Below are 26,215 nucleotides of genomic sequence, written 5' to 3'. Positions count from 1 at the left end.
TCATGCTACGCGCTCTATATTTTGTTGTTATAGCTGTGTGCATTATCCCAACCATTCCTGGGGTAGCGGGAGTCGTGGCTTCGTCACTGAGTTTCATCCCGCCCCTAGGTTTAGAGGAACCAACACTCAACGGTTTTAGCCAAGTCTTTCAATGGGAAGGGGCTTGGCACTCTATTGGCTTAAGCCTAGGATCAGCGATCGCAAGCAGCTACATCGCCTGCTTTCTTACCTTTTGCATTCTTCAGGCTTCTTGGGGAAACAAGTTTTGGAGAAAAATTGAGCTAACGCTATCGCCAATGCTTGCCATTCCGCATGTGGCTTTCGCTATCGGCTTTGCTTTTCTGTTTAGCCCTACGGGTCTCGGTGCCAGAGCCGTACATCATTTACTTGGCGAGTCGGCTACGAGTTCTCAATTAGCGCTGCTAGTAAAAGATCCGTATGCGTTTGGCCTGATCATTATGCTCGCACTCAAAGAAGTTCCTTTCTTGTTGCTGATGAGCATTTCGATACTGCAGCAAATCGATGTAGAACGTATCACTAAGGTCAGTGCATCACTCGGTTACAGCCGTGCTCAGATTTGGTGGAAGTGTATTCTCCCACAATGGTTTACCAAGCTTCGCTTCCCTATGTTGGCGGTGCTTGCTTACAGCGTGTCGGTTGTCGATATTGCTCTGATCATTGGCCCAACCAACCCGCCGACCTTTGCCGTTTTGGTATGGCAATGGTTCAACGATCCTGACCTTAACCTATTGCCACGAGCGGCAGCTGGCGCGATCGTTTTATTTGCTTTAGCTTCGTTGATCATCGCCTTAGCACGTTTAATCGAGTGGGCAATTCTTAAGTACTTTCGAACTTGGCAATATTCGGGCAGAACAGGGGCTAACTTGCCGGGGAAAACTGTATTCACAGCTCTTGCAGCTTTGTCACTGATGATCATTCCGTTGATGATTTTCTGGAGTTTTGCGCGGCGTTGGCGTTTCCCTGACCTACTCCCTAGCAGATATAGCATGCGTTTCTGGGAGTTTGAGTGGGATGGCATCATGAGCACTGTTGGGCAAAGCTTATGGATTGGTCTGATTGCCGCTTCCGTTGCTTTATTACTCGCGTTGGTTGCTCACGAATACCGAATAAAATACAAGTGGCAAGTTCCGGGCTTCATTATCGCTATCCCAATGTTGATACCTCAACTCTCGGTATTATTCGGCATGCAAGTCACCACCCTATACATAGGCAGCAACGCCTATGAGTTTTGGGTAATTTGGGCGCATGTTTTCTTTGCTTTCCCGTTTGTGTATCTGTCTTTGGATGGCCCTTGGAAAAGCTTCAATGACGGCCTGATAAAAGCCTCGTTGAGCTTGGGTAAATCACCATTTCAAAGCTGGTATTCCATCAAGCTCCCGATATTACTTCCTGCCGTTGCTTTTGCTTGGGCGGTCGGGATCAGCGTGAGTTTGGCTCAGTACTTACCCACCTTGATGCTCGGCGCGGGCCGTATTAGCACAATCACCACAGAAGCCGTTACCCTTACCAGTGGTTTCGACCGCAGGGTGACTGCAATTTATGCTATCTGGCAAGCCTTATTGCCTCTGTTCTTTTTCTCTTTAGCGATATTGGTCAGCCGACTTCAACTCAGATATCGCCGTCTTACTTTTAAAGGTTTTCTAACGAATGAGTCTGCACCTCAACGACCTCGCCATCCGTAAAACCGATGGAGATACGCTGTTCTCAGCGCTAAACGTAACATTAGAATCTGGCCAAGTACTGGCTTTGATGGGACCGAGTGGCTGCGGAAAGTCGACGTTGTTAGACGCCGTAGCGGGTCACCTTAATGATGAGTTCTCATACTCTGGTACCGTTGTTTTGAACGACATTCAGCTAGACGACCTGCCATCACATCAACGTGAAGTCGGTATTCTATTTCAAGATGACTTACTGTTCCCTCACCTCAAGATATGGGAGAACTTAGCGTTCTCTCTGCCTAATTCAGTTAAGGGTTCGGCTCGTCAACAGCAAGCGATGGCTGCACTAAAAGACATAGAGCTAACTCACTTAGCTGAGTCATTCCCCGATCAAATATCTGGTGGCCAACGTGCAAGAATAAGCTTAACTCGCATGTTGTTAGCAAAGCCTAAGCTAGCCCTGCTTGACGAACCGTTCAGCAAACTAGACCAAGAGTTAAGAGCACAATTTCGTGACTGGGTGTTTGAACAATTGACGAAAGCGAATATCCCGACATTAATGGTGACGCACGACGAAATAGATGTACCTCAAGGGGCGCAAGTACTGTCTTGGCCATGGAGAAGTCATAATGCTGGATAAGTACTCCATCAAGGTCATTAAGTGGCCATTGAACCAATCCGCAAAGTTACTGAATCAATTCGGTATCACTGCTAATCAAACCACTCTATTTGGCTTTCTGATCGGGTGTTTAGCATTTCCAGCGTTGGCATTTCAGCAATACGAATGGGCTTTAGGGTTTATTGTATTCAACAGAGTGTGTGACGGGCTTGATGGGGCATTGGCTCGAATCCAAGGCATCAGTGATGCGGGTGGTTTCCTCGACATCAGCTTAGATTTCCTATTCTACTCGCTGATCCCTTTTGGATTTGTCATAGCCACCCCAGAACACAACGCCATTGCCGGTGCATTTTTGATCTTCTCTTTTATCGGCACAGGCAGCAGCTTTTTAGCGTTTGCGGTTATGGCTGGCAAACGAGGCATTGAAAACCCAGTTTATAAACATAAGTCTCTTTATTACATGTCAGGGCTAACCGAAGGCACAGAAACCATCGCCTGTTTCATCGCGTTCTGTATTTGGCCTCAACACTTTGCGATTATCGCTTACACCTTTGGTGCTGCGTGTTGGCTAACTACGTTCATGCGAATTTATTTTGGGTTTCAGACACTCAAAAATCAAACTGAGTAGCCTATTGCTTATGTGTTAACAGTCCCGACTAGAGGCTGTATTCCTCATAAAAAAGCGCCACTCAAATGAGCGGCGCTTTTTTTCATAACGTATTTCTAAGAATTAGCCATTAAAACCCAAAACACAACTTATGAAGAATCATTTAGTGAGCAATTACTTAATAAACAGTTATTTAATAAGCAGTTGTTTAGTAAGCAAAGCGAGTCTCTTCTTTAAATAAGCTGGCTATAACTTCTTGGTATTGCATAAGGTTAAACGCAGAACTGTCATTGTTGTATTGTTGTTGCCTGTTTGCTAGGTATGGTTGAGAGACTAGCGACGTAACCAACATCTGGTAATAATGAAAATTCGACTCGTTACAGCCATCAACTAAATAAAGGAGATTTTCGAGAGTTTTGTTATAGGTGAAACCGAACTTTGACTCTTTGAGTCGTTGAACATTGTCGTAGTTATACGAGCTACCGCCAAAAGTGAATAATAAAAAGATGTTAGGCGCAGCTTCCCAAAACTCGATAAGTTCAGAAAGTAAGTGTTGTAGTTGTATTCCATCCACTCTCTGATACTTTGAGAACTGGTCTTGAAAGCGACTTGTATGCTCTTCGATGAGCTGATCAAACAATTGTTCTTTGTTATTGAAGTAATAAAGAATCAACGCGGGGCTAACACCCGCAGACTTAGCAATAGATCGAATTGAGACTTTACTATAAGGCTGAGAAATAAATAGCTTTTCTGCTGAGCTCAAGATTTTCGTTCTTTTGTCATTTAGCATCATGATTGTATCCCCTCCTACTTTTTTATATTACCCGCCCATTCTATAACCCAAACCAATAATCTCAATATGCCCACTTTTACATCAAATAAGTAAAATGCATAAAAATATAAAAAATTTGGTTTTTTTAGAATGCCGGACAAAAAACAACCAGCAAGTTCGCCTTTTAAAACAATGAGATAGGATATTAAGGGAAAAGTGTAAGCGGTAAGTAAGAGAGTTTCAGCCAAATGTAAGCCAATGTAAGAATGGCGCCCAATTTGAGCGCCACACGTCAGTCTTTCACTTTACAGCTCAAGCCTTCACTTTAAAGCTCAAGCTTGTGCTATATAGTTCAAGATTAGAGCTTTAGAAGAACCTTAACTGAGCTATCAACTAAAGAGTCATCGATATAAGCAATTTTGTTTGAAGAGCTAGCTACCATGTCTTTCGCTAAGCTTTCTTGACCTACAGCTTTAGGTGGTTGACCTTTACCCGTAAATACTCGCTTTGCCCAGTAAGCTTGAAGCTGTGCTTCTGTCTTCTTTGTAATTGCTTGGTGAAAAGTACCCTTAAGTGGGTGACCGTCTTCCAAGTCTACCGCTTCAATCTGTAGAGACTTTGCTTTACCTAGATACAGTTTTTTAACTGTTGAAGCGTCAAGCTCACTCATTGATGGATTACCAACAACAACCAAACCAGCGAAAGCGTTCATGCTGCTAAGAAGAGCAGCGGCTACCAATGCTTTTTTAAACATAATTCTCTTCCTTAAAATACAGCGTCAACTTTAACTGTGTACAAGATGTTGTCTTCGTTCTTGTATAGTGCGTTAACACCACCATTCGTTGAACCGAAGTTAGTTAGGTAGCTAATATCACCTTTAAGCGCAATATTAGGCATGAAGTCCCAACGAGTACCGATGCTGTAAGTTGTGCGTTGGATATTCATGTTGCTCGCAACCTTTACAGCTGAACCGTAAGCATAAGCCGCTGATAGAGTGGGTTTTTGTTTAAAGTTTGCGCCTGCACGTTTTACTTGGTTGTTACGCTCTGCATCGTCCGTCGTTTCCATGTGCGCTACAGTTACGTAAGGTGTGAATTGGTTAACACGGTACGCAGCGGTAAGGTAAGCAGAATCTACGTCGTGGTAGAAACCCTCAACCGTGGTACGAGTCACTTCTGAAACAAGCGCTAGGTTACCGTTGTCGTATCGACCACCAACGCCGTAAAACTTCGCTTTTTCATCGTTAAACGTTGTATTTAGAAGAGACTTGTTGTTTGTGTTCCAGTTTGTCGTTGAGCTTACCACAGCTTGAGCGTATACCGCACGTAGCGTCCAAGTATCATCTGTCCAGTTGATTACACCACCAGCGATATCATCAAACTGCGTATCAGCATTGTAGCTATGCTTAGACGCTGAAAGCTTTTGTGAACCTACGAACCCTTGGAATGATACTGTGCTGTCGTCTAGTTCAACGTCATAGATGAAATCACCACCAGTAAGTGACGTAAGAACCACAGAACCATAAACTTCACTAGGAACGCGAACGCTTGTTTGAGCGTAACCCACTTCTAGGTAGTCAGAGTACATGAACAGAGGAAGACGTAGCTTACCGCCACGGACTGTCAAATTTGGTGTTACTTTGTGGCTTAGAAATGCCCACTCAACATCCGGTGTCCAGTTTTCTTTCTTGTTACCGCGCGCAACCATTTGCACTACAGCTGAAGTAGAGTCGTTAACTTCAAACTCACCTTGCAAACCAATTAGAGAACCTTCATCAAAGCGTACTTTGTTTTGTGACTTCATGAAACCATGGCTATTGTTACCAAGTTGCATGTTCAAAGACGCAAAACCATTGAAGCTAAATTTATCAGCGACTGAATTTAGTTCTTTTGCTTCAAGAATAGCGACCTTGTTCTCAAGCTCAGCCAATTTTTGCTCATCTGTAGCGTGTGCAGCGAATGAAGTCGCAAGTGCTACCGCTAACGGCAATAAGCGAAAAGAGGAGTTAGTCATTGTTGTTCTCCGTTATACTTTAAATTGTGATGTTGATTTACTCAGCTCTGTAACGATGCCACTCAGTTGGTGACTTAGAGCTTCGAGTTGATCTGTCGACTGAGACACTTGATGAGAGCACTGTCTAAAATCATCCATATGGGTGTGGATTTGTTTTGAAGCACGAGCTTGATGCTCTGTAGTACTTGCAATTTGTTTGTTGAGCTCGGTAATTTCTTCTACCTGGCCACTAATTTCTAATAGATAGTCACCCGCGTTTTGCGCGTCTCCAACCGCCTGTGACGAGCTCGCTAAGCCTTGGTCCATAGCGCCAACAGCAGCGTTCGAGCCAGACTTAAGGTCGACCAACAAGGCATTAATTTCTGTTGCGGATTGTTGAGTATTATTCGCTAACACGCGTACTTCGTCGGAAACAACAGCAAAGCCTCGGCCATGTTCACCAGCTCGCGCAGCTTCAATTGCAGCATTAAGTGCTAACAAATTCGTTTGCTCAGCGACACTTTGTATTGTGTTTAGTATTGAACCAACATTGCTTGCATTCTGATCGAGTTCTTTCAACTTACAGGCCGTATCACGGATGTTTGTCGCAAGCTCTTCAATTTCTTTACTCGTTTTAAGAACCACTTGTGTTCCTGTTTGAGCACTAGAATTGGCTTTTTGAGCTTGAGAATCTGCATGCGATGCAAAGTTAACAACTTGTTCAATGAGGTCGATGATATTATTGACCGCCTCGGTAACCTCTTCGATGTGATCACGTTGAGTGCTATTTAGAGCCAAGGTTTGATTCGACTCGCTACGAATCTTGTCGCTGACAACCTCGAGCTCATGCCCAATGCTTAGCGTACTCGCGATAATACCTTGTAGCTTTTCAATGAATTGATTAAAGCTCTCAACAAGTGTTGATATCTCATCCTTTCCTGCATAGTCGATGCGCACCGTTAAGTCACCATCCCCTGTCGCAATCGCCTTCATCTTTTCTGTCACTAGTAATATTGAGCTAATAACCGATTTGAAGATTGCGTAACCAACAGAAATCACAGAAATTAAAAAGAACACACCTAACCAAATAGATTGATTCGCAGCATCGTTTGCGGCTTTTTCAGAATGCAAGATGGTCTCTACTACCTTCTGACTCGCCGATGAACGTAACGTCTCGCTTAACGCAACTAATGAATCATATTCAGTACTAAGTTGGTTCGCTCTGGAGGTCAGATTCTCGAAAGAATCATTCAGATTAATAAAATCTTCGCTCAGCGCGTATGCAGAATCCGTATATCTTGCTAGTTGTTGTGACAGTTTATTAAAGGCTGTCGCTTGCGAAGATAAAACATCGGCACCACGGCTCGCTTCAACTTGTAGTTCGGAAGAAATTTGGCGTGCAAAATCGAGAGCTTGCTCATCCTCCATAACGACGGCAGCTTCAAACTGTTGCTTCACGTTAGGTAAAAGAGAATATATTTTCGTCGCATGCTCTAGTGCAGGGTAGTAACTTGACTCTAACTGCTTGAGGCGCTGGCTATTATCATTATGAATAAAGACATTTATTGAGATAATGGCAGCTAAGCTAAGAGAAATTATTGAGAGCAGTACAATAAACTGTACTTTAATGTTGATATAGCGAGACAATAGCATAAGTTTTTTTTATTAGCGCTGGTTATAGCTGATGGTAACGTTTGTTCATCTTTAATAGCGAACACATTCACTAAACAAATTTACCATTATGTTCAAAGCCCGCTTATTTAATTTCTTTAATTAAGTTGAGCTCTTTAATTTTTCTGTCCCAGTCTTCTTTCCACTCTAATAGCTTACAAGCAGGCATTGGACGAGCAATAAAGTAGCCCTGAACCAATGTGTCAACATTACTGATTTCACGCATATCCGCCCAAAGAGAATGATCCTCAACCCCTTCTGCCACCGTACTCAGTTCTAATAAGTGAGCCAAGTAGAGAGTAGCGCGAACAATGGCATGGCTTGAACGACTGCTTTGAATGTTTTTCACAAAGTCGATATCCAGTTTCAGTGCTGAAAATGGCAGGTCATCTAATTGCTTGAGTGAAGAGTAACCTGTTCCAAAGTCGTCAATCGCCAGGGGAATACCGCGCATGCATATCCTCGTGGTGGACGCTAAAGCAAGAGCGACACTTTCAACTAAATCAGATTCTGTTAATTCCAATTTTATCTGCTCTGTCTCAAGTTCACCTTGGTCGATCAAAGCGAAGATATAATCAACAATATCACCGTCAATAATATCTTTAGCTGTTAGGTTTATTGCAAATCTCCGCTCTCCGAGAAATGACTTCTCATTGATCGCTTGGTTGATTAAATACTTCATCACCTCTCCCATTTTTCCTGACTCAAGTAACCGAGACAAAAAGAAAAAAGGGCTGAGTACACCATAACGAGGGTGCTGCCATCGAATTAGCGATTCACTTTCTCGCCATTCACCACTATGGATACACACTATCGGTTGGTAATAGAACATAAATTCTTGGTTGCTTACCGCTTTTGCTATCTCTTCATCCGTAATAACGATTTCACTGTTGGGATTAACAGTTGTGACTTCTTTTTTAGAGTTAAGGTTAATTAACTTTGACAGAGACTCTTTTGCTATTGGTTTCTCAAGAACACCAAGTAAATTCAGATTAAACGCTTTACACATCTTTCTTGCGGCATCGAGTACTGTTTTGCTTTCCGCACTAGTGATGATGATATTGCCTTGAAAGTCTGCCTCTGCAAGGCGTTTTAGGAGTTCGATACCATCGATCATCGGCATATTCAGATCACATAAGATCAGATCGACAGAAGAGGTTTCGATAAACTCTAAAGCCTTACATCCACATTCAAAAGGCTGGACATTCTCCATGCCTAAACTCTTTAAAACCATCACCATTACATTCAATTGAAAAGGGTGATCTTCTATCACTACAACATGCTGGTTCATGATAGCTCCTTAACTGGTTTGATTGTTTCTGAACAATAAGTCTTCAATTGGTTCGTCAGCTGTTCGAGGTTATCGTAATGTGCTTGAATACCATCTAAATCACTTAAGGAGACCAATTCCATTGTTTGCAATTGATTGGCAATCTCCTCTGTGCCTACCATTTTTGCAGCTCCCTTCATCTTATGAGCAACCTGTTTAATGGCTTCGAGATCTCGCTGTTCACACGCAGCTTGAAGCAAAGGCATGTCTGCTTGATGGCTCTTGATAAAGTCAGTGATGATCTGCATGACGAGCTCTTGGTCACCAAACAATTCGGTTAAGTTGGCTAGATCAATCGGAGCAGAGCTCGGCTCACTTTTAGGATCCGAGGAACTAATACAAGGCTTATCGACAACAGATTGCACCTTATCAAGATGTTTGATTATGGTGTCGCCAATCACCCTTAATTTGGTTGGTTTTGATAAGAAGTCATCCATACCAATCTCAAAGCACTTATCATTTTCACCTTGCACAGCGTTTGCGGTTAACGCAATGATCGGAAGACGAGGTTGGTTTTGGCTCTGCTCTTTTACTCGGATCTGCCTTGTTAACTCATACCCATCCATCTCTGGCATGTGGCAATCAGTAATTAGCAGCCCATAATCTTCATTGTCTAAGGCAACAAGTGCTTCCTTGCCGTTATCTACCATGTCGGCATGGAAACCTAATTGCTCAATTTGTTGAAGAATAATCTGTTGATTGATTGGGTGATCTTCCGCTATTAAGATAAGTCTTTGATTCTGTTTGGCGGACTCGCGCGACTCAGTACTCAATTTTAGATTATTATTATCTTGGACAACATCTTCCACAAACGCAGGACAGTTGTGTAAACAGTGCATCAACTGTGAAGGCAGCAATGGGTTTGCAGATAGGTTCCAACCCAATTTACAAGGTGCAGGCGAAAGCATTCCTTGCTCGCTGACACAAATAAACTGTACGCTTTCGGCGAACGTATCAATGCTCTGATCTAACTCATGAGGAACAAACACAAAATCAGGCTCAATGGTATCGACCCAGTGTGCGAGATCTTTAGTCGCCTGAACATTCTTTGAGATAACCTTAATACCCCAAGATGTTAGATAGTTCTCCAATTCAGATTGCTGCATGAACGTTTTGGTAAGTAGCGCCACCTTGCCATTCATGTCCGCCCTGTTATTTTCAGCGAGTGTTTTAAGCGGCAGCGTAATAGAGAACGTTGAACCAATGTTGATCTTACTCGTTACGTTAAGACTGCCACCCATTTGTTCAATAAGTTGCTTGGAGATAGTCAAACCAAGGCCTGAACCACCATATTTCCTCGTAGTTCCTTCATCGGCTTGAACAAAAGGTTGGAACAGGTTTCGAATATGCTCTTCACTAATACCGATACCACTGTCAAACACCTCAAAACAAATTTGTTGCTGATCACCTTTCACACTGATTAACTTTGCCGTTAAGCCAACCGTTCCATATTCAGTAAATTTAATGGCGTTACTCAACAAGTTATTCAACACTTGCCCAATACGAATGTCATCCATCAATACCGAATCATTCAACTCAGGGTCTAACCAAAACTTAAACTGTAACCCCTTGGCGTGAGCTTGCCTTGCCTGTAACTGAGTCACTCTAAGAGTCAATGTATCGAGGCTTGCTGGCTGATAATCTAGGGTCAACTTACCCGCTTCAATTTTTGAGAAGTCGAGAATATCGTTAACAATATGCAGTAGATTGTTCGCAGATTGGCTCAGCGTTGTATGGATTTTTTGAACTTCATGACCAACTTCATATTGCTCAGACAATTCCAATAAGCTAACAATCCCCCCCAACGGAGTGCGGATTTCATGACTCATGTTTGCCAAAAATCGAGACTTTGCCTCTGTGGCAGCTATTGCACTTTGTCTTGCTTGTGTTAGCTCTTCTTGCTGTTGTTTCAGTTCCGTAATATCAGTAAGAACAGAGTCCCATTCATAATAATCGCCAAGATCAGAAATCTTGCTCTGCAGATTGAGCCATCGATTTTGATTATCAATATTAACCCCAATATCAAGGCTTAGTTTCCCCTCTTTATTACCGCTACGTACCCTCTTAATTAAGGTTCGACGGTCTTGAGCATTGAGCGGAGCAAAAAAACTTATTGGAGACCGGCGCAGTTGAGCAGGAGTAAGCCCCAACAGCTCTTCTATGCCATTACTGATAAACACGAACTCAATGTCATGAAGACTCCGCTTTGGCTGAATATGTTGTATAACAGCACCATGTAAATTATTGGCCAGTTTCTGCACTCGGTCATCGGCACTTTTAGCTACTTTCTTAGCTTCGTAAAGCTCAGTAAGATCATCAAGAATTGTCACTGAACCTTCGATATTCCCGTTAGAAATATAAGGGCACTTCCAATACGCGTAGTGTTTAATACCTAGCGGCGAAGTCACTTCTTTTTCTAGGCGAGGTAAAACAACCCCGTGATGAATCATTGTGTCTTCATCAGAGTTATTAACGATGGTTCCTTCGATAACATCAAAGCCGGTAAGCTGCTGCGCGGCACTGTTCAGGCTGATTATCTGGTTATCCAAGTTACGCACAACAATAGGGAACGGCATTGCATTCAGCAGCGAACGCTCGAACTCCACTTGATGTTTGAGAGCGGATTCAGTTCGCTTCCGGTCTTCAACTTCACGTCTTAGCTTCCAGCTCCAAGCCATAACAAGCATAATGAGAACCGATGCTACAGAGACCAAAATTGCAGCACCCAAGATAACATCTGCCGTATCCACACCCGATTCATAAGACACATCTAACCAATGCTTCTTGATCTGCTGATACTTGTGATGGGGAATAGCGAACAGTGCTTTATTAATAATATTATTCAGCACTTCTTGGTCAGCTTCGACACTGTAGGTTACTGGAACGTCATTGTCTTTAGACAGCAGGCTTGTTACGCGCAAGTACCCTGAATACTGACCCTGTAATAAAGGAGACGCTAAATAGAGCGAAAGCATCGCTGAATCTATCTCTCCTTTATCCACTGCATTCAGTAAAAGTGATTCCGACTCATATGTCTTAATCGGACAAGCCTCACAATAACGCTTCACAAGCTGTATACCGACACTGTCGTTTATGGTGCCAATAATGGAGCTCTTCGTTAATTCACCGAACACCGCCAATTTACTCGTATCACTTTTACCAACAAGTGCCCATGGCTCAACCATGAAAGGTTTAGAATAGAGGTGATGCTGATCGCCGCTAGCAGAAGGCGTCGCTTTAGTATGAATTACGGGTAGAGTTAACGGGTGAGCTTGGTTGCCCTGTAAATCTAGATCGTTTTCATAAATAAAATTTAATCCCGTGAGTCGGGATATTTCGTCCAATATATCAATTGAAATACCATCGTGCTTGCCTTCACTATTCACAAAAGAGATAGGCTTAGAGTCAGCCGTAGCAGATACATATATGTTCGGATTAAAAAGGAGGAACTGCTGTTCTTTTTCAGTTAATAGCAGCTTATTTTTACTAACGACTAACAGCAAACGTCTTTGTATTTCATTCAGCCATTTCTTACGAATATTAACAAGTTTGCTTGATTGTTCTTGGTTTATAGAGGCATTGATAATCCCCAACAACTTCCTATTTTCAGGAGTGTCAAGCAAGGCAATAACATAATTATTTAACGGTAAGTCATCATGTAAGTTAACAGATAAAAACAACTCATATGGGCTATTCATCAACTTACTGTGTAACAATACCCCATCATCAACAATTGCTAGCGCTTTCTCTCGAGCAACATCAGCAATCGCGGTTTGATAGGATGAATATGACTTAAAAGAAGAAAATGGGAGAAGCGATTTCACAGAAGACGCGTTACTCGAGTCTTCAAAATAAGCGAGGTTTCGTCCCTTCATTAATAAGTGGCTTTCAATAGGCTCACTACTTAGGCTAACCATTCGACTAGATAAGATAGGTTTAGAGTAAATAACACCGCTACTAGAAACATTTTGTTCAGCCGTAATAATGGCATCAACTTGTTCCGTTTTAAGTACGTTGTTTAACTCAGAAGGCGAATGAAAACCGACAAACTCCAAGCCATTCAACTCCCCCCTTGCATAGAAGTTAGTTAATTCTGGCAACAGCCCCGAAACCTCCCCCCCCTCTACAACGACATATGGAGAAAAGCCTGATGTTTGAACTCCGATCGTAATGGAACCACTGGCCTTAACATTAAAGGATACGGAAAAAGCAAGAATAAGTAGAGAAAGTAGATTAAAAGTGCGGAACATGAATAACCTAGAGTTTTATTTATCAATGCACCTTATATCTTATTAACAGTCTCGACTCACTAATTTGCACTGAACAATATATAAGTTTTGTTTAACGCAATCGATTGCCACTCTTTGAGTGCCTGAATTATAAATGAAGTGTAACTAATTGATACAAACATTAATAATCCAATCGGCTACTGGGTTGGTCTCACCGATGTTATATGAGGTTCCATCACTATGATTAAATTTCTACAAATCAGCGCAATTATATTACCCATAGCTTTAATCGGTTGTGGAGGTGATAGCTCTAACAATTCAAAGAAAACGACAACCACTCAAACTCAGAAAGTGACTCCTACTAAAACCAATCTAGATCAAAAACTGAGCACGGTAGATTTGCAATCAAAAAAACTGAGTTCTGAAGGCGTTGATACGATTATGAACTTACCAGTCGGTAAGACGAGTCTATCTATTTCGACACCGACTAAATTCAGTCAAGTTAAACAATAGATATTGAAGGATTAGTATTATGAAAAAAACAGTTTTAGCTTCAACCATTTGTATAAGCTTATTCTCTTCATCTATCGTTAACGCCCACTACAATGGTGCACATGAAGTCGGTGAGAACATGCGTAGTAGCGTAGATGAGATGATTACAACTAAGCTTAAAGCCTCATTTTTTGACTCTGCTGCACTTTACATGGATGCGACAAATGTTAAGCAATTAAAAACGTCCCCAAGTGCGTTGCTGACTTCTTTGACAACCGGTTCCCAAAATACTCAGCTTCCATTAGAAACGAGACAAGAGCTAATCGATGCTTCTCAGGAAGTTGGTTTTGTTGTCGACTACTTAAAGAAAAACCCTAAGACACAAGGTGTCGATAAAGAGGTGATGGATTTTTGTATTGCCGAAAACATAGAGGCAAAAGATTGGCCTGGTATTGATTATGTCGTCGATCAATATGGTTCAGCAAATAGTATTACTACGTTACCCGTCTCTATTATCTATTTTGCTCTTAAAGGCGAATGTCAAGATCCAAGTAACTGGGCAAATAAGTTAACCAAGAACACAACAAAATCAGATTTTGAATCTTCTATCCCATCAGAAATTATTGCTTACAGCTCTAGCGTAGGTAATAGTGGCGGTGAGTTAGTCTACATTCTTGAAAACAGTTATAACTTTAGTGATGATCCTGAAGAACAGTATGAATCTTTTACTTTCTATCAAACATCAAGTGATGACACTCCAGGAACTGGCTTGTTTAGGCGTGCTCAAGTTAAAAAAGACTCCGCTAACGCAGCAGACTCTTTTTCAAAGTACACTAATGTAGTATGTCAAAAGTGTAATAGTGACGACGAGAAATTTAAAGTTGAGAGCCGTGCTGAATTTGGCTATGGCACAGTCTCGGTCGCTTCAAGTGCAGTCGAATCTGGAGGTAAGTTAATCCCTGGTTTTGTGAGTGAAAATTCAACCGAAACCGAATACTTTGTTCAAGTAAACTATGAAGCAAAGACTCCAAACCAAACTACCTCTCTATATATCGATGCTTTCAAATTCGAAGACTCATTGATCCATGGTCGTTATTATCATGATGGGATTAATGGCGTTAAATTCAATGCTGAACAGCTAAAAGCAACAAACTTAGTTGGTGAATTTTCTCTTTCAAAACCGCTATATCAAAGCAACGTCCATTCATCTTTGGAAGTTAAAACAACTCTAACCAATAATTCTTACGCAATACTGAAAAAAAGTGACAGCTCAGAAGTTATTGCCCCTGTCACAGTGACGGACGCAGAAGATGTTCAATTGTTAAATGAAATATCTAAGGTTACTGCAGAAGCTATCAGTTACGACAATAGCGATGTGATTCTTGCTGATTGGAATAAAATATACTAATCAGATCATCGAATACAATTAATCGCAAGACACTGCCTTAATGTCCTGCCCCAAGCCACTCGTTAGAGTGGCTTTTTTTGTACTTCGACTTCCTCTTTCCTAACTAAGTATCTAAGTATCTAAGTATCTAAGTATCTAAGTATCTAAGTATTAAGTTCGAAGGAACAATAAAAATCCGAGAGCCTCACAGCTCTCGGATTTCGTTTTCCGTATTCTAGATTCTAGATTCTAGATTCTAGGCCGACTACAGATCACTGCCATAGATATCAAAAGTGAAATACTTAGCTGCAATCTTGTCGTAGGTACCATTCGCTCTGATCTCTTCAATAGCGGCATTGAACTGTTTCGCCAATTTTGAATCCTGTTTTCTTAGTGCTAACGCCGTCCCCTCACCAATGTAGGCTTTGTCGGTTACCGCTTTACCCTTGAATTCAAAGCCTTCACCTTCTTTCTTGTCTAAGAAAGCCAATGACAGTTGATCTGAGTTACCGAAGGTTAGATCTAGGCGGCCGTTTTGCAGGTCCAGATAAACTTCATCTTGTCCGGTGTAACGCTTAATGTTTACCATATCGCCAAACTTGTCGGTTACGTAGCGATCGTGAATCGTACCTTGCTGAACACCGATGGTTTTGCCTGCTAGACCCGTCTCATCAACACTGAACTCCGCACTTTTGGCAGCAACAAATACAGCTGGCGTTTGGTAATACTTATCCGTGAACAAGATCTTGCGCTTACGCTCTTCAGTAATACGCATCGAAGCCATAATCACATCTGACTTTCTTGCCAACAAACTTGGAATTAGCGAGTCCCAACTTTGTGAAACCCAAGTACAGTCTAGCTTAGCCTGCTCACACAAAGCGTCAGCTATCTCAATATCAAACCCGACAGGCACACCGTCACTGTTTTTATAGTTGAATGGTGGATACGTAAAGTCTGACGCCAAACGGATTTCTTTCGCCTGTACCGTTGTACCAAGTAAAGCGGCCGCACAAGCGAGTCCTAGTATTATCTTTTTCATCATTGCCATCCTAGATATGATCTTTATCGAGTTGAGATTGAGTTTCTATATGTTGATCTTGTTGATGCTGTCGTTTTTGCTGATCTTGTTGAGTCTGCTGTAACTCGGTTTGGTAGCGTGTCAGTGACGTTATCACTTCTAGCATGCTCTCTTGGCCACCAATACTGATTCGAACACAGTTACGCAAAGCAGGTTCATGGTTTTGATTCCTTGTCACAATGCCATCCTTCGCCAATACACTGAACACTTGATGCCCAGGTTTTTGACGCAGCAAAATAAAGTTCGTCGATGAAGGGTAAACAGACTCGATGAAATCAAACTGCGTTAACTCACAAGCAAACCAGTTACGTAGCTCGACCAATTTTAGAGTCGCGTTTTCCATCACTGAAACTCGCTCATCAGACAATGCGTCTAGCACTATTTGAGATGAGCAATCTGGCATTGGATACGGTGGAATTAATTTAGCGACATACTGCATCACATTTTGACTCGCTAAGATAAAGCCACATCGCACCGCAGCCAGTCCAAACGCCTTAGACAAGGTGCGAATCACAACCAAATGCGGATAACGCTCAATAAGGCTCACCGCTGAAGTTTGTGGTTCAAATTCGATATACGCTTCATCCACCACCACTAGACATTTCCCGATTGTCCCTTCCAGCACCTGAATCAAATCCGATTTGGGGATCACATTGCCCGTTGGATTATTTGGTGAGCAAAGAAACACGATATTAGCCAGTTCCGCTTTATTCACGATATCAGCGACGTTAAGACTGAAATCTTCCTGCAATGGAGAGTCCAAGGTATTTATCGCCAATGCATCGGCGCAAAACTCATACATAGCATACGTTGGAGAGCAGATAAGTATATTGTCGCTCGCCGGCTTACAGAATGTTCTGATCAGTAAGTCTATCGCTTCATCTGCACCACGAACCGCAACGGTTGCAGCAGCAGTTCCGCAATACGCTTGATAAGCTTTGGCAATATCTTGCGGTAAAAAATCTGGGTATCGATTGTGGCTTGCTTCTCCTTGAAACAGCGAGCTTTCCAATTCATTGGCGTTTAGCCAGACTCGTCCATCACCACCAATTCTTCTTGCCGATTGATAAGGTATTAATTTTTTTACAGCCTGAGGTACCAAGCTATCGATAAAAGATGTCAAGAAGCTATCCCTTTTACAAAATCACAACGCCTTCACCATTGCCTCTATATTCAAAAAATGCAACCTATACACATATTGAATCACAAATGATGACTAAGTATTTACATTCAAACAGAACACTATTGATAAATGAATCGAAATAATCACATAATAGCCATGATTAAAAATCATAGGTAAAGATATGAATCGCACTCTTCCTTCAACCAAAACCTTGCTCGCGTTCTTGTCGACGGCAAGGCACCTCAACTTTACGCGAGCGGCACATGAGCTCAATGTTACGCAAGGCGCAGTGAGTCGTCAGGTATTGTCGTTTGAAGAAAGCCTTGGCTGTGATCTCTTCTATCGACATGCTCGAGGATTGTCTTTAACGCCGAAAGGCGAAGAACTGGTTCCCCTGATACAAGGAACGATTCATCAACTGCAATCGGCTCTCAATCAAGTCGCAAGTTCTCCCTCTAAGATCAAACTCAACGCTCCCAGCTGTATTACCTCTTGGCTGTTACCTAAATTAATGTCTTTTCAGCAAGCCTATCCTGAGATTGATGTCGAGCTAACGTCCACTATCAAGCACGTTTTTGAACCAAGCTTTGACCCTTTTGATGCCGTCATTACCTATGGCAAGAAGCCTAGCCAACAATCGATTGTTAGCCAACTCTTGTTCAACGAGCAACTGGCGCCCGTCTGCCAAGCGCAAAGCATCAAACCCAGTCACCTTACCAGTGGTACCTCTTCTCTAATCAAGCCACATAAACTCGCTCAATACACTTGGCTACACGCCAACAATGAGCAGAGTGATTGGCGACTTTGGTTAGAACATATTGGAAGTCATGACCTTTCAAGCAAGAAAAACCAGCAATTCGCGACACTCGATCAAGCGATGAACGCCGCGATACAGGGCTTTGGGATTGCGATTGGCGATATCACTCTCGCTAAGCAAGACATCGATTTAGGTAGGTTGGTGAAAGTGAGTGAAGGTAGTGTTTTCTCTGGAAATGGTTACTTCTTACTGCAACCCAAGAATCGTCAAAATACGTCGTTATCAACCTTAGTCGATTGGCTTGTCGATTAGCGGCAATCATCTTTGGTAGGCCCCCACGATAGCTTTAATAGACCGTCATAATGAGAATTTTACCATTCTCAAAATGAAACTATTTTACGCTCGCTGCGTATTTGTATTTTGAGAATAGAACGAACGTTTCTTTAACTAGTTGAAAAGAAGATTAATTAAACTTTTTACGTCACAAATTCTACCCCAATGGATTAAATGGCATTCGAATTGCTTTGTCATAGATAACCCAACCAATATACAGCAGGTTGCATCAGTTTCACTGCAGCTTGTCACGGAGGATAGGCTATGACCTTACAAAGACATACGTATTACGGCTTAATTCACCACGGAATTAAAACTCTGTTGATCGACAGAATTGGTCACTTTACAGAGCGTGAATATCACGAATATCTAGACCTTACGACGGGAAAATCGACATGCTTTGCCATGAGCGAGCAAGAATTGGAAAACACCTTAGATAACCTAAAAAGTGAAGGCTACTTAGAAGATATTAAGAAGTTAATTCCTCGCTACCAAACGTCGTCGATGCGTTGAGCTTCTACCAACTTAAATCTGTTTACTACCCAATTGTCTCGGGCTATTTAGCATCGAGACAATTTTAGTTAGACTGTCGGTAACTCAACTAACCGGATATTCAGTCCACATGAAACAAATTCTTGATTTCATTCCTCTCATTATTTTCTTTGCGCTTTATAAGATGCACGACATCTATACCGCGACCGGTGCTTTGATCATTGCATCTGCAGTTCAAATTATTTTGACGTACTTCATCTACAAGAAAGTAGAAAAAATGCAGATCATCACCTTTCTAATGGTTGCCGTATTTGGTGGCATGACCATATTTTTGCACGATGACAACTTCATTAAATGGAAGGTCACCATCGTTTACACACTGTTTGCTATCGGCCTGACGGTCAGTCACATCATGGGCAAGTCAGCGATTAAAGGTATGTTGGGTAAAGAGATATCACTACCTGACGCGGTATGGGGCAAGATCAACTGGGCATGGACTTTGTTCTTTATTCTATGTGCCGTTCTCAACGTTTACGTTGCTTTCAACCTGCCATTGGATGTGTGGGTCAACTTCAAAGTGTTTGGTCTGCTCATCGCAACCTTCGCGTTTACCTTGTTAACGGGTGTTTATATCTATAAACATTTGCCAAAAGACCAGCATTTACCAGAAGATCAGCTTCAGCAAAGAGGCCAAGAAACACAAAACGATAAGCAACAAGAGCTCTCAGGTAAAAATACCGACGAGAAATAACCCTTAGGGATGAGTCCTCATCCCCTTTTTGATACAATTATTATCAATATGCGATTTAACAGTGGCCAATGATACTCGTGATCATTGGCCACTGATTGTTTGTGTTCGGTGAATACGTTAAAAATATAACCACCGCGAGCCCCACAAACACATCTATTTAAATTTAAAACAATCAATACCATTAAGAGTACAACAATGACTATTCAATCAACTTTGAACCCGATTGGTTCTTTACTTCTTCGCACTTTGGCGATGCCTTCTGATACTAATGCAGCAGGCCAAATATTCGGTGGTTGGATAATGTCTCAGCTTGACCTTGCTGGCGGCATACTGGCGAAAGAGATATCTAACGGTAAGATAGTCACTGTTTCAGTATCAAGTATCGAGTTCAAACAGCCGGTTTCAGTGGGTGATGTTGTGTGTGTTTATGGTGACTGCACTAAGATTGGTCGTAGCTCGATGAATATCGACCTAGAAGTATGGGTTAAGCCTGTACTTGATCACGGTATCGGTGACCGTTACAAGGTGTGTGGCGCAACATTCAACTACGTTGCTGTGGGCGAAAGCGGTAAACCTCGCCCAATCAACAAATAGTACTTTTCACTAAGCTATCCATGTAAGTGGTCTTTAGTTTCAGCAAATGAAATTACTAGGGCGCATTGACCTTTCGAGCTGATTTTTGCAGCGAATTGCTGGGTATTTATACAAGACAGAGGCTTTGATGTGTAGCTAGCCTCCATAAGAAGCCGATAACGTAGTAGAAATAACCAGCAAACGCTGCCCGAAGGGTTCAGCTAAAAGCGTTTTACTCTTTGTTGAGGGAGATTTGCTTAGAATGACTAGGCGACTTCCCCCTCGCCGCGATTAAAACGCTTTTACCTCGAACAAAATTTAACCACAAAAGGTCAACACGCCCTAACGACCATACTGCTCTCTCGCACCATTTCACAATTTCTTATCATTAACTCTTCCAATACCGATTAGTTCGCGTAAATTAGCCAGATAACTAATTTAATCGCTCTAATTCAGTGAAGTAACATAAGGATATCTCAACATGTGGTACGTGATTTTTTCTCAAGACGTCGAAAACTCATTAGAAAAACGCCTAAGTGTTCGCCCACAACATCTAGAACGCCTACAAACACTTCACGATGAAGGCCGACTGTTAACCGCAGGTCCAATGCCAGCAATTGACTCAGATAACCCTGGCGAAGCTGGCTTCACAGGTTCAACTGTGATCGCGGAATTTAACTCTTTGGAAGACGCTCAAGCATGGGCTGACGCTGACCCGTACATTGATGCTGGTGTCTACCAAAATGTAATTGTTAAACCATTCAAAAAAGTATTTTAACGTGAAAAAATGGATTATAAGCTCACTGGCTATTGCCCTACTCGCAGGCTGTAGCTCAACAAGTGAACAAGATAAGCAAAGACAGTTAGAGATGATGGCTCACCACCGTGCGGGCGTATTATCAGCAGGCCTACCCATTGAGTATGGTCCTCTGTCTATCATGCGTGTGCTTGCTAAGAACACCGTTGTCGAAATCATGATGATCTACAACCAAGATGCAAAAGGTGCTAAGCCTTTAAACCAAGTTGTAAACATGAGCGTAAATAGCTACTGCACTAACTCTGAAGTAAGAGCAAACCTCGATATGGGACTGGCTTACAACATCAAGATTCGCAACACTCGCGGACAACTGATGGTTGAAAAGCTGATCAGTAAAGAGACGTGTCAGAGCAGTAACTAGATTCGAAATTAGAAATTCGAACAAGCATAAAACCAGAAGGCCTCGCAAATGCGAGGCCTTTGTTTTATGAAGCAATCAAAACCTTAGACTGAATTATGCCTCAGCTGACTCCCATTCCTTACGTAGTGTCTTCGTCGCCGAAACTAAGTTAGCTAGCGCCGCTTCTGTCTCTGCCCAGTTACGTGTCTTCAGCCCGCAATCAGGGTTTGCCCACAAACGTTCTGCTGGAATTTTTTCTGCCGCTTTCTTAAGTAAATCAACAATCCACTCTTCTGAAGGAATGTTTGGTGAGTGAATGTCATAAACACCCGGTCCAATCGCATTCGGATAATTAAACTCTTCAAACGCTTTCAGTAGTTCCATGTTTGAACGAGAAGTCTCAATGGTAATCACATCCGCATCCAATGCCGCGACTGAGTCAATAATCTCGTTGAACTCGCTGTAACACATGTGGGTATGAATCTGAGTTTCTGGTTTAGCACTCGCCGCTGAAATCTTAAAGGCATCCACAGCCCACTCTAAGTATTCTGCATGGTCACGCTTTTTCAGTGGCAATCCTTCGCGAATTGCAGGCTCATCGATTTGAATAATGTTGATGCCAGCATCTTGCAAATCAGACACCTCATCGCGCAGAGCAAACGCCAATTGGTTAGTGATCTCTTTACGCGTGATATCTTCACGTGGGAATGTCCAACACAAGATAGTAACAGGGCCTGTCAGCATGCCTTTCATCTGCTTAGAAGTCAGTGATTGGGCGTAGGTCGACCATTCTACCGTCATTGGTTTTTCACGCTCGATATCCGCAACCACAATCGCCGGTTTCACGCAACGAGAGCCATAACTTTGTACCCAACCAAACTTAGTCGTTTGGAAGCCTGCTAGGTTTTCTGCAAAGTACTCCACCATGTCATTGCGTTCCGCCTCACCATGCACAAGCACATCCAAATCTAAGGCTTCTTGGCGCTTAACAGCATCAGCAATATGACCTTTCAATGCGGTTGTGTATTCCGCTTCATTCAGTTTGCCAGTTCGGTAAGCACTACGCTGAAGACGAATCTCCCCGGTTTGTGGGAACGAACCAATGGTTGTCGTTGGTAACAAGGGTAAACCCAGCACCTTTGACTGATGCAGTGCACGCTCTACATAGGGTGCACTGCGATCTGCTAACGCTTTGGTAATGGTATTGATACGAGCCTGAACTTGGGGCTTGTTTACATGAGTCGCGCTCTTACGAGCAACAATTGGTTGGCTGTAAGTCTCACACGCCAAAATGGCATTTTGATCGCCGTCTAACGCCGCACCCAACAAGCTCACCTCGGTCACTTTCTGTTTTGCGAAGGCAAACCAACTCTTCACTTCTTCGCTGAGCGTTTTTTCTAACTCCAAATCAACCGGGCTGTGCAGTAACGAGCATGAACTTGCGACCCACAATTTATCTCCTAACTTATCTTTCACAGGTTGCAACAACTCTAGCTGCGCGGCTAAATCAGCTCGCCAAACATTGCGTCCATTGATTGCTCCCGCAGAAAGCACCCAATCTTCAGGTAGCCTATTTACCACTTCATCGAGTTGCTGCGGTGCTGCTGCTAAGTCGACGTGTAAACCGTTGACAGGCAGTTCTACGATTTTATCTAACGTGTCCGTTACCGAATCAAAGTAAGTGGTAAGTAGTAGTTTTACATCGCCTTGAATCACTTGATAAGCCAGTTTGAATGAATCGGCCCACTGTTTTTCAAGCTCAAGCGACAGAATAGGTTCGTCGATTTGCACCCACTCAACACCCAACTTGGCAAGCTTAGCTAAAATCGCTTGATAGGCAGTAAGAAGGCGTGGAAGTAAGGCTAAGCGATCAAAGCCCTCTTCTACTTCTTTACCCAAGTACAAGTAAGACAACGGGCCAAGAAGGACTGGCTTGACCTTATGCCCAGCTTGAATGGCTTCATTCACTTCATCAAACAGTTGAGGCCAACTTACTTCAAAAGAGTCATCTTTGCTGAACTCGGGAACAATGTAGTGATAATTAGTGTTGAACCACTTGGTCATGTCGGAAGCAGCCGAACTGTCTTTAGTGCCGTCATTAGACGTATGCGTACCACCGCAGCAAGTAGACTGAACTTGAGACTGGCCGCGACCGACACGAAATAAAGTATCTAAATCAGGGAAGGCTTTTTCATCTTCAGATCCACCAGCATGACGCTTGGGAACGTGGCCTAGAAGTAGAGTCGTAGTTAGTACATGGTCATACCATGCGAAGTCACCCGCAGTTGCAAAGCTTAGATTCGCCTCAGCTTGTACATTCCAGTTACGATTTCTTAACTCGCTGCCGAGCTGCTTAAGTTCTGATTGGTCAATCTCACCACGCCAGTACTTCTCGAGAGTGAATTTGAGTTCGCGTTTTTCACCGATACGTGGGTAGCCAAGGATATGCGTTGTTGTCGTCATGAGTCTGTTCCTTATTCGATAATTTTAATTTCCGGTCAGACGGTTTAGTTCGTAGTTTTAACTTTCAACTGAGGCGTCTGGATGGCTAAACTATCGCTCTAATCTGAACGATGAACAAGGTCCAAATATTCATCTTGTTTATTAATAATTTTCATCTTTAATAATCTAGCCGCTAATTTATTAAATCCATCTGGACATCCAGACGTTTACAAACGGAAGAAAACACCGTAGGGTGATTATTAAGAAATATTGAACTGGCTTAGGGAATATGAGGAATACTCATGATAGAGCTTAAACACCTTCGAACATTGACCACCTTGAGAGACAGTGGCTCGCTAACGGCAACTGCAACTTCTCTTCATCTGACTCAGTCGGCACTTTCTCACCAATTGAAAGACCTTGAGGCCCGTATTGGCGGTCAGCTCTTTTTGCGTAAAACAAGGCCGGTTAAATTCACCTCGGAAGGCGAAATCTTGTTAAAACTGGCTGATGAGATACAGCCACAAATCGCCAAAGCTGAAAACGAACTCGCAAGCCTAAAAGAAGATGTGAATGGTCGATTGCACATGGCGATCGAGTGTCACTCATGCTTCCAATGGTTAATGCCCGCTTTGAAGGAGTACCAAGTTGCTTGGCCAAGTGTAACCCTTGATTTTTCGTCAGGGTTTGGCTTTGAACCCCTACCCGCACTAATGGCAGGCGAACTCGACTTGGTAATCACATCAGACATTCAGCCTCGCTCTGAGGTTCACTACGAACCACTCTTTGATTTTGAGATGCGTTTGATCACCGCAATCAACTCACCTTTGGCAGAAAAACAGAGCATAGAACCGCAAGATCTTAGCGATATAACCATGCTCTCTTATCCAGTTCAAAAACAGCGTCTCGATGTAGTGAAGCACTTTTTACAACCAGGTGGCGTTGAACCAAAAAAATGGAAACAAGCAGATAACACATTGATGCTGGTGCAAATGGTATCGGCCGGCTTGGGGGTTGCAGCGTTACCAAACTGGGCGATCAGTGAGTTTTCAAGACAAGGCTTGATAGCCAGCAAGCCATTGGGCAAAGGGCTTTCAAGAAGATTGTTTGCAGCGGTAAGAAATTCTGAGAAAGACAAGCGATATCTACAGGCGTTCTTTAGCACAGCAAGACAGCAAAGTAAGAGCCACCTAGACGGCATTGAAGTCGTTTAGAGATTCATTGTTGGGCGAATTTAAACCTACGATGAATTTGATAGGCCAGCGCCAAAAACAAAAAAGTCACAGGTTATCTGTGACTTTTTCTTTTAATTTTAGCGTTAGTACCGAAGATGACGATACTTATTCATTAACGGTACTATTCATTCGCAGTCCCTGCTGATTAATGAGAATTGGTTCATTAACGATAACGGGCTTACTCACGATAGAAAATGCACTAGTTTGCTGTTTATCTTGGATAAGACTTAAACTGGTTAGTCAATGGGTCGTATTGATAGCCCAACATATCAAGCTTGCCCACGACACTTTCTATATCCATTTCATACATACTGATCAGCTCTTCAAAGCTATCGCACTCTAAGCGAAGTTTTTCATTCACGATTCCAAGCAAGATAATGCTATCGAAACCTTTGACGTTGCTTAAATCCATCTCGTACTCCTTACGAACACACCGACTAGAATTAAGTTTAGAACGCTTACCAACGCCATGCTAAAAAACAGGTCACACTTCTTAACGAGCGTACCTGATAAATGAGAGTACGTGATTAATGATCGTACGTAATGAATGAAAGTGCACGACTAAAGCGCCCAAACTGGCGTTAAACCCACAGCAGCCGCCAATAACATCAACAGCGAAATCGTTAGCTGAAGCTTTTCAGGGGCTTTGACGAACAATAGATGCCAACACCACACCACGATAGCTGAGATTAGCAAAGCAAAGCTAAACAGCAGAGTTGAAATCATTGGCTCCAATTGAGCTTCAGACAGAGAGTAAACATTGATGACCGTCGCCAAAACCACCAACATCCCCGTCAGCACACCAACAACAGGCAGAACACGGTGAAAAGCCTGTAAGCGTGTTCTTGCAATCGTCAGTAGTAAATGACCAAACGCAGCCCCCAATAAAACCACGAGTAATAAAGTGGTAATAATACCGACAGTGGTTGCTTGCTCCGTCGCTTGAATAGCAACGTATGACAGTGCTAAACCACAAGCTAAATACATCACCCAAATAGGGCCAGAATCTCGAGTCTTCTTGGTTTGAACTTGAGAATAGAAATAAAAGATCGCGAACACGACAAGAAATGCTTCAATTCTTAATGAGGCAACAGCAAGCCAAAGCACGCCAATTGCAGGCAACATCTTGTGAATGCGGCCACGTTGTCCCGGGCAAATATCCCCTTTCACTAAGATGAGGGTTAAGATCAGTTGGGCTCCTAATAGCATCGGAGCAAATTGTACTAATAACGTTTCGACCATTGTGGATCTACTTCTTCAAACTTATTTTCGCGAATAATATCAAAAACTGATGCGAACACTAATCAAAATCACAAATTAGCGACGTTATTCAAGGCTTCAACTATGCTGATGTATGGCTCTTCTGTCGCCATGTACCGTAAAAATACGAAAGACATCAAAACTAACAGGGGCATGTTCTACTGGCTAGTCTAGTCTCATGCCGCTATAATTCCCGCCTCAAAAATCAGAGGTTGAAATATGTACAGCGATATCAC

General features: G+C 42.6%; 23 protein-coding genes. 12 read left to right on the top strand and 11 right to left on the bottom strand.

Going from position 1 to position 26,215, the window contains the following annotated elements; all coding sequences use genetic code 11:
• Positions 1-2 precede the first annotated feature (2 nt).
• The 3 genes from Q5H80_RS05570 to Q5H80_RS05560 are packed head-to-tail and all read left to right on the top strand — an operon-like array spanning position 3 to position 2,926.
• Complete coding sequence (locus tag Q5H80_RS05570) at positions 3-1,703, top strand: ABC transporter permease (protein WP_304569160.1); 1,701 nt, start codon at positions 3-5, stop codon at positions 1,701-1,703.
• Complete coding sequence (locus Q5H80_RS05565) at positions 1,669-2,319, top strand: ATP-binding cassette domain-containing protein (protein WP_304569159.1); 651 nt, start codon at positions 1,669-1,671, stop codon at positions 2,317-2,319. Before Q5H80_RS05570 ends, Q5H80_RS05565 begins: the two co-directional genes overlap by 35 nt.
• Positions 2,309-2,926, top strand: coding sequence for a CDP-alcohol phosphatidyltransferase family protein (locus Q5H80_RS05560; protein ID WP_304569158.1), 618 nt, complete (start codon positions 2,309-2,311; stop codon positions 2,924-2,926). Before Q5H80_RS05565 ends, Q5H80_RS05560 begins: the two co-directional genes overlap by 11 nt.
• A gap of 187 nt (positions 2,927-3,113) precedes the next feature.
• On the opposite strand, the gene Q5H80_RS05555 is transcribed toward Q5H80_RS05560, so the two are convergent.
• The 6 genes from Q5H80_RS05555 to Q5H80_RS05530 all read right to left on the bottom strand — a co-directional run bounded on the left by Q5H80_RS05555 (position 3,114) and on the right by Q5H80_RS05530 (position 12,920).
• Entirely contained in the window at positions 3,114-3,698 is a 585-nt protein-coding gene (locus tag Q5H80_RS05555) for a TetR/AcrR family transcriptional regulator (protein ID WP_304569157.1), read from the bottom strand.
• Between the two features lie 337 nt (positions 3,699-4,035).
• On the bottom strand, positions 4,036-4,431 hold the full coding sequence (locus tag Q5H80_RS05550; RefSeq protein ID WP_017104256.1) for a phosphate ABC transporter substrate-binding protein: 396 nt from the start codon (positions 4,429-4,431) through the stop codon (positions 4,036-4,038).
• Between the two features lie 11 nt (positions 4,432-4,442).
• A complete protein-coding gene (locus tag Q5H80_RS05545) occupies positions 4,443-5,690 on the bottom strand; it encodes a hypothetical protein (RefSeq protein WP_304569156.1) in 1,248 nt (415 codons plus the stop codon).
• A 12-nt stretch (positions 5,691-5,702) separates the two neighbouring features.
• The gene (locus tag Q5H80_RS05540) at positions 5,703-7,322 is read right to left on the bottom strand and encodes a methyl-accepting chemotaxis protein (RefSeq protein WP_304569155.1); all 1,620 of its coding nucleotides are present in this window, start codon (positions 7,320-7,322) and stop codon (positions 5,703-5,705) included.
• A gap of 103 nt (positions 7,323-7,425) precedes the next feature.
• A complete protein-coding gene (locus Q5H80_RS05535) occupies positions 7,426-8,631 on the bottom strand; it encodes an EAL domain-containing protein (RefSeq protein ID WP_304569154.1) in 1,206 nt (401 codons plus the stop codon).
• On the bottom strand, positions 8,628-12,920 hold the full coding sequence (locus Q5H80_RS05530) for a transporter substrate-binding domain-containing protein (RefSeq protein ID WP_304569153.1): 4,293 nt from the start codon (positions 12,918-12,920) through the stop codon (positions 8,628-8,630). Before Q5H80_RS05530 ends, Q5H80_RS05535 begins: the two co-directional genes overlap by 4 nt.
• Positions 12,921-13,139: 219 nt before the next feature.
• Here Q5H80_RS05530 and Q5H80_RS05525 point away from each other — a divergent pair, with 219 nt between their 5' ends.
• Positions 13,140-13,412 carry a hypothetical protein gene (locus Q5H80_RS05525; RefSeq protein WP_304569152.1) on the top strand — a complete coding sequence of 91 codons (273 nt, stop codon included), beginning with the start codon at positions 13,140-13,142 and terminating at the stop codon, positions 13,410-13,412.
• Between the two features lie 19 nt (positions 13,413-13,431).
• Complete coding sequence (locus tag Q5H80_RS05520; RefSeq protein WP_304569151.1) at positions 13,432-14,799, top strand: hypothetical protein; 1,368 nt, start codon at positions 13,432-13,434, stop codon at positions 14,797-14,799.
• 244 nt (positions 14,800-15,043) lie between these two features.
• On the opposite strand, the gene Q5H80_RS05515 is transcribed toward Q5H80_RS05520, so the two are convergent.
• Both Q5H80_RS05515 and hisC read right to left on the bottom strand, forming a co-directional pair.
• On the bottom strand, positions 15,044-15,817 hold the full coding sequence (locus tag Q5H80_RS05515; protein WP_304569381.1) for an ABC transporter substrate-binding protein: 774 nt from the start codon (positions 15,815-15,817) through the stop codon (positions 15,044-15,046).
• A gap of 10 nt (positions 15,818-15,827) precedes the next feature.
• Positions 15,828-16,979: a histidinol-phosphate transaminase gene (hisC, locus tag Q5H80_RS05510; protein WP_304569150.1), complete on the bottom strand. Its 1,152-nt coding sequence runs from the start codon at positions 16,977-16,979 to the stop codon at positions 15,828-15,830.
• Positions 16,980-17,160: 181 nt separating this feature from the next.
• Between hisC and Q5H80_RS05505 the strand changes: the two genes are divergently transcribed.
• From Q5H80_RS05505 to Q5H80_RS05480, 6 genes are all read left to right on the top strand, one after another.
• On the top strand, positions 17,161-18,048 hold the full coding sequence (locus Q5H80_RS05505; RefSeq protein WP_304569149.1) for a LysR substrate-binding domain-containing protein: 888 nt from the start codon (positions 17,161-17,163) through the stop codon (positions 18,046-18,048).
• Positions 18,049-18,333: 285 nt separating this feature from the next.
• Positions 18,334-18,582 carry a hypothetical protein gene (locus tag Q5H80_RS05500; RefSeq protein WP_192888972.1) on the top strand — a complete coding sequence of 83 codons (249 nt, stop codon included), beginning with the start codon at positions 18,334-18,336 and terminating at the stop codon, positions 18,580-18,582.
• Positions 18,583-18,691: 109 nt separating this feature from the next.
• Positions 18,692-19,312, top strand: a complete 621-nt coding sequence (locus Q5H80_RS05495; RefSeq protein ID WP_304569148.1) for a septation protein A — start codon at positions 18,692-18,694, stop codon at positions 19,310-19,312.
• Positions 19,313-19,507: 195 nt separating this feature from the next.
• Positions 19,508-19,906 carry an acyl-CoA thioester hydrolase YciA gene (gene yciA / locus Q5H80_RS05490; protein ID WP_304569147.1) on the top strand — a complete coding sequence of 133 codons (399 nt, stop codon included), beginning with the start codon at positions 19,508-19,510 and terminating at the stop codon, positions 19,904-19,906.
• A gap of 460 nt (positions 19,907-20,366) precedes the next feature.
• Positions 20,367-20,663, top strand: coding sequence for a YciI family protein (locus Q5H80_RS05485; protein WP_004741234.1), 297 nt, complete (start codon positions 20,367-20,369; stop codon positions 20,661-20,663).
• 1 nt (position 20,664) lies between these two features.
• A complete protein-coding gene (locus Q5H80_RS05480; protein ID WP_304569146.1) occupies positions 20,665-21,063 on the top strand; it encodes a GspS/AspS pilotin family protein in 399 nt (132 codons plus the stop codon).
• Between the two features lie 93 nt (positions 21,064-21,156).
• On the opposite strand, the gene metE is transcribed toward Q5H80_RS05480, so the two are convergent.
• Positions 21,157-23,505, bottom strand: coding sequence for a 5-methyltetrahydropteroyltriglutamate--homocysteine S-methyltransferase (gene metE, locus Q5H80_RS05475; RefSeq protein WP_304569145.1), 2,349 nt, complete (start codon positions 23,503-23,505; stop codon positions 21,157-21,159).
• Between the two features lie 281 nt (positions 23,506-23,786).
• Between metE and Q5H80_RS05470 the strand changes: the two genes are divergently transcribed.
• Positions 23,787-24,698: a LysR substrate-binding domain-containing protein gene (locus tag Q5H80_RS05470; RefSeq protein WP_304569144.1), complete on the top strand. Its 912-nt coding sequence runs from the start codon at positions 23,787-23,789 to the stop codon at positions 24,696-24,698.
• Between the two features lie 232 nt (positions 24,699-24,930).
• On the opposite strand, the gene Q5H80_RS05465 is transcribed toward Q5H80_RS05470, so the two are convergent.
• Complete coding sequence (locus tag Q5H80_RS05465) at positions 24,931-25,131, bottom strand: DUF4250 domain-containing protein (RefSeq protein WP_004736508.1); 201 nt, start codon at positions 25,129-25,131, stop codon at positions 24,931-24,933.
• A 149-nt stretch (positions 25,132-25,280) separates the two neighbouring features.
• On the bottom strand, positions 25,281-25,961 hold the full coding sequence (locus Q5H80_RS05460) for a hypothetical protein (protein ID WP_304569143.1): 681 nt from the start codon (positions 25,959-25,961) through the stop codon (positions 25,281-25,283).
• Between the last annotated feature and the right edge of the window lie 254 nt (positions 25,962-26,215).

Origin of the sequence: Vibrio sp. SNU_ST1, assembly GCF_030563405.1 — a bacterium.
Lineage (GTDB): Bacteria > Pseudomonadota > Gammaproteobacteria > Enterobacterales > Vibrionaceae > Vibrio.
The sequence above is the reverse complement of the archived record's forward strand: the minus strand, read 5'-3'. Positions and strand labels throughout refer to the sequence as shown.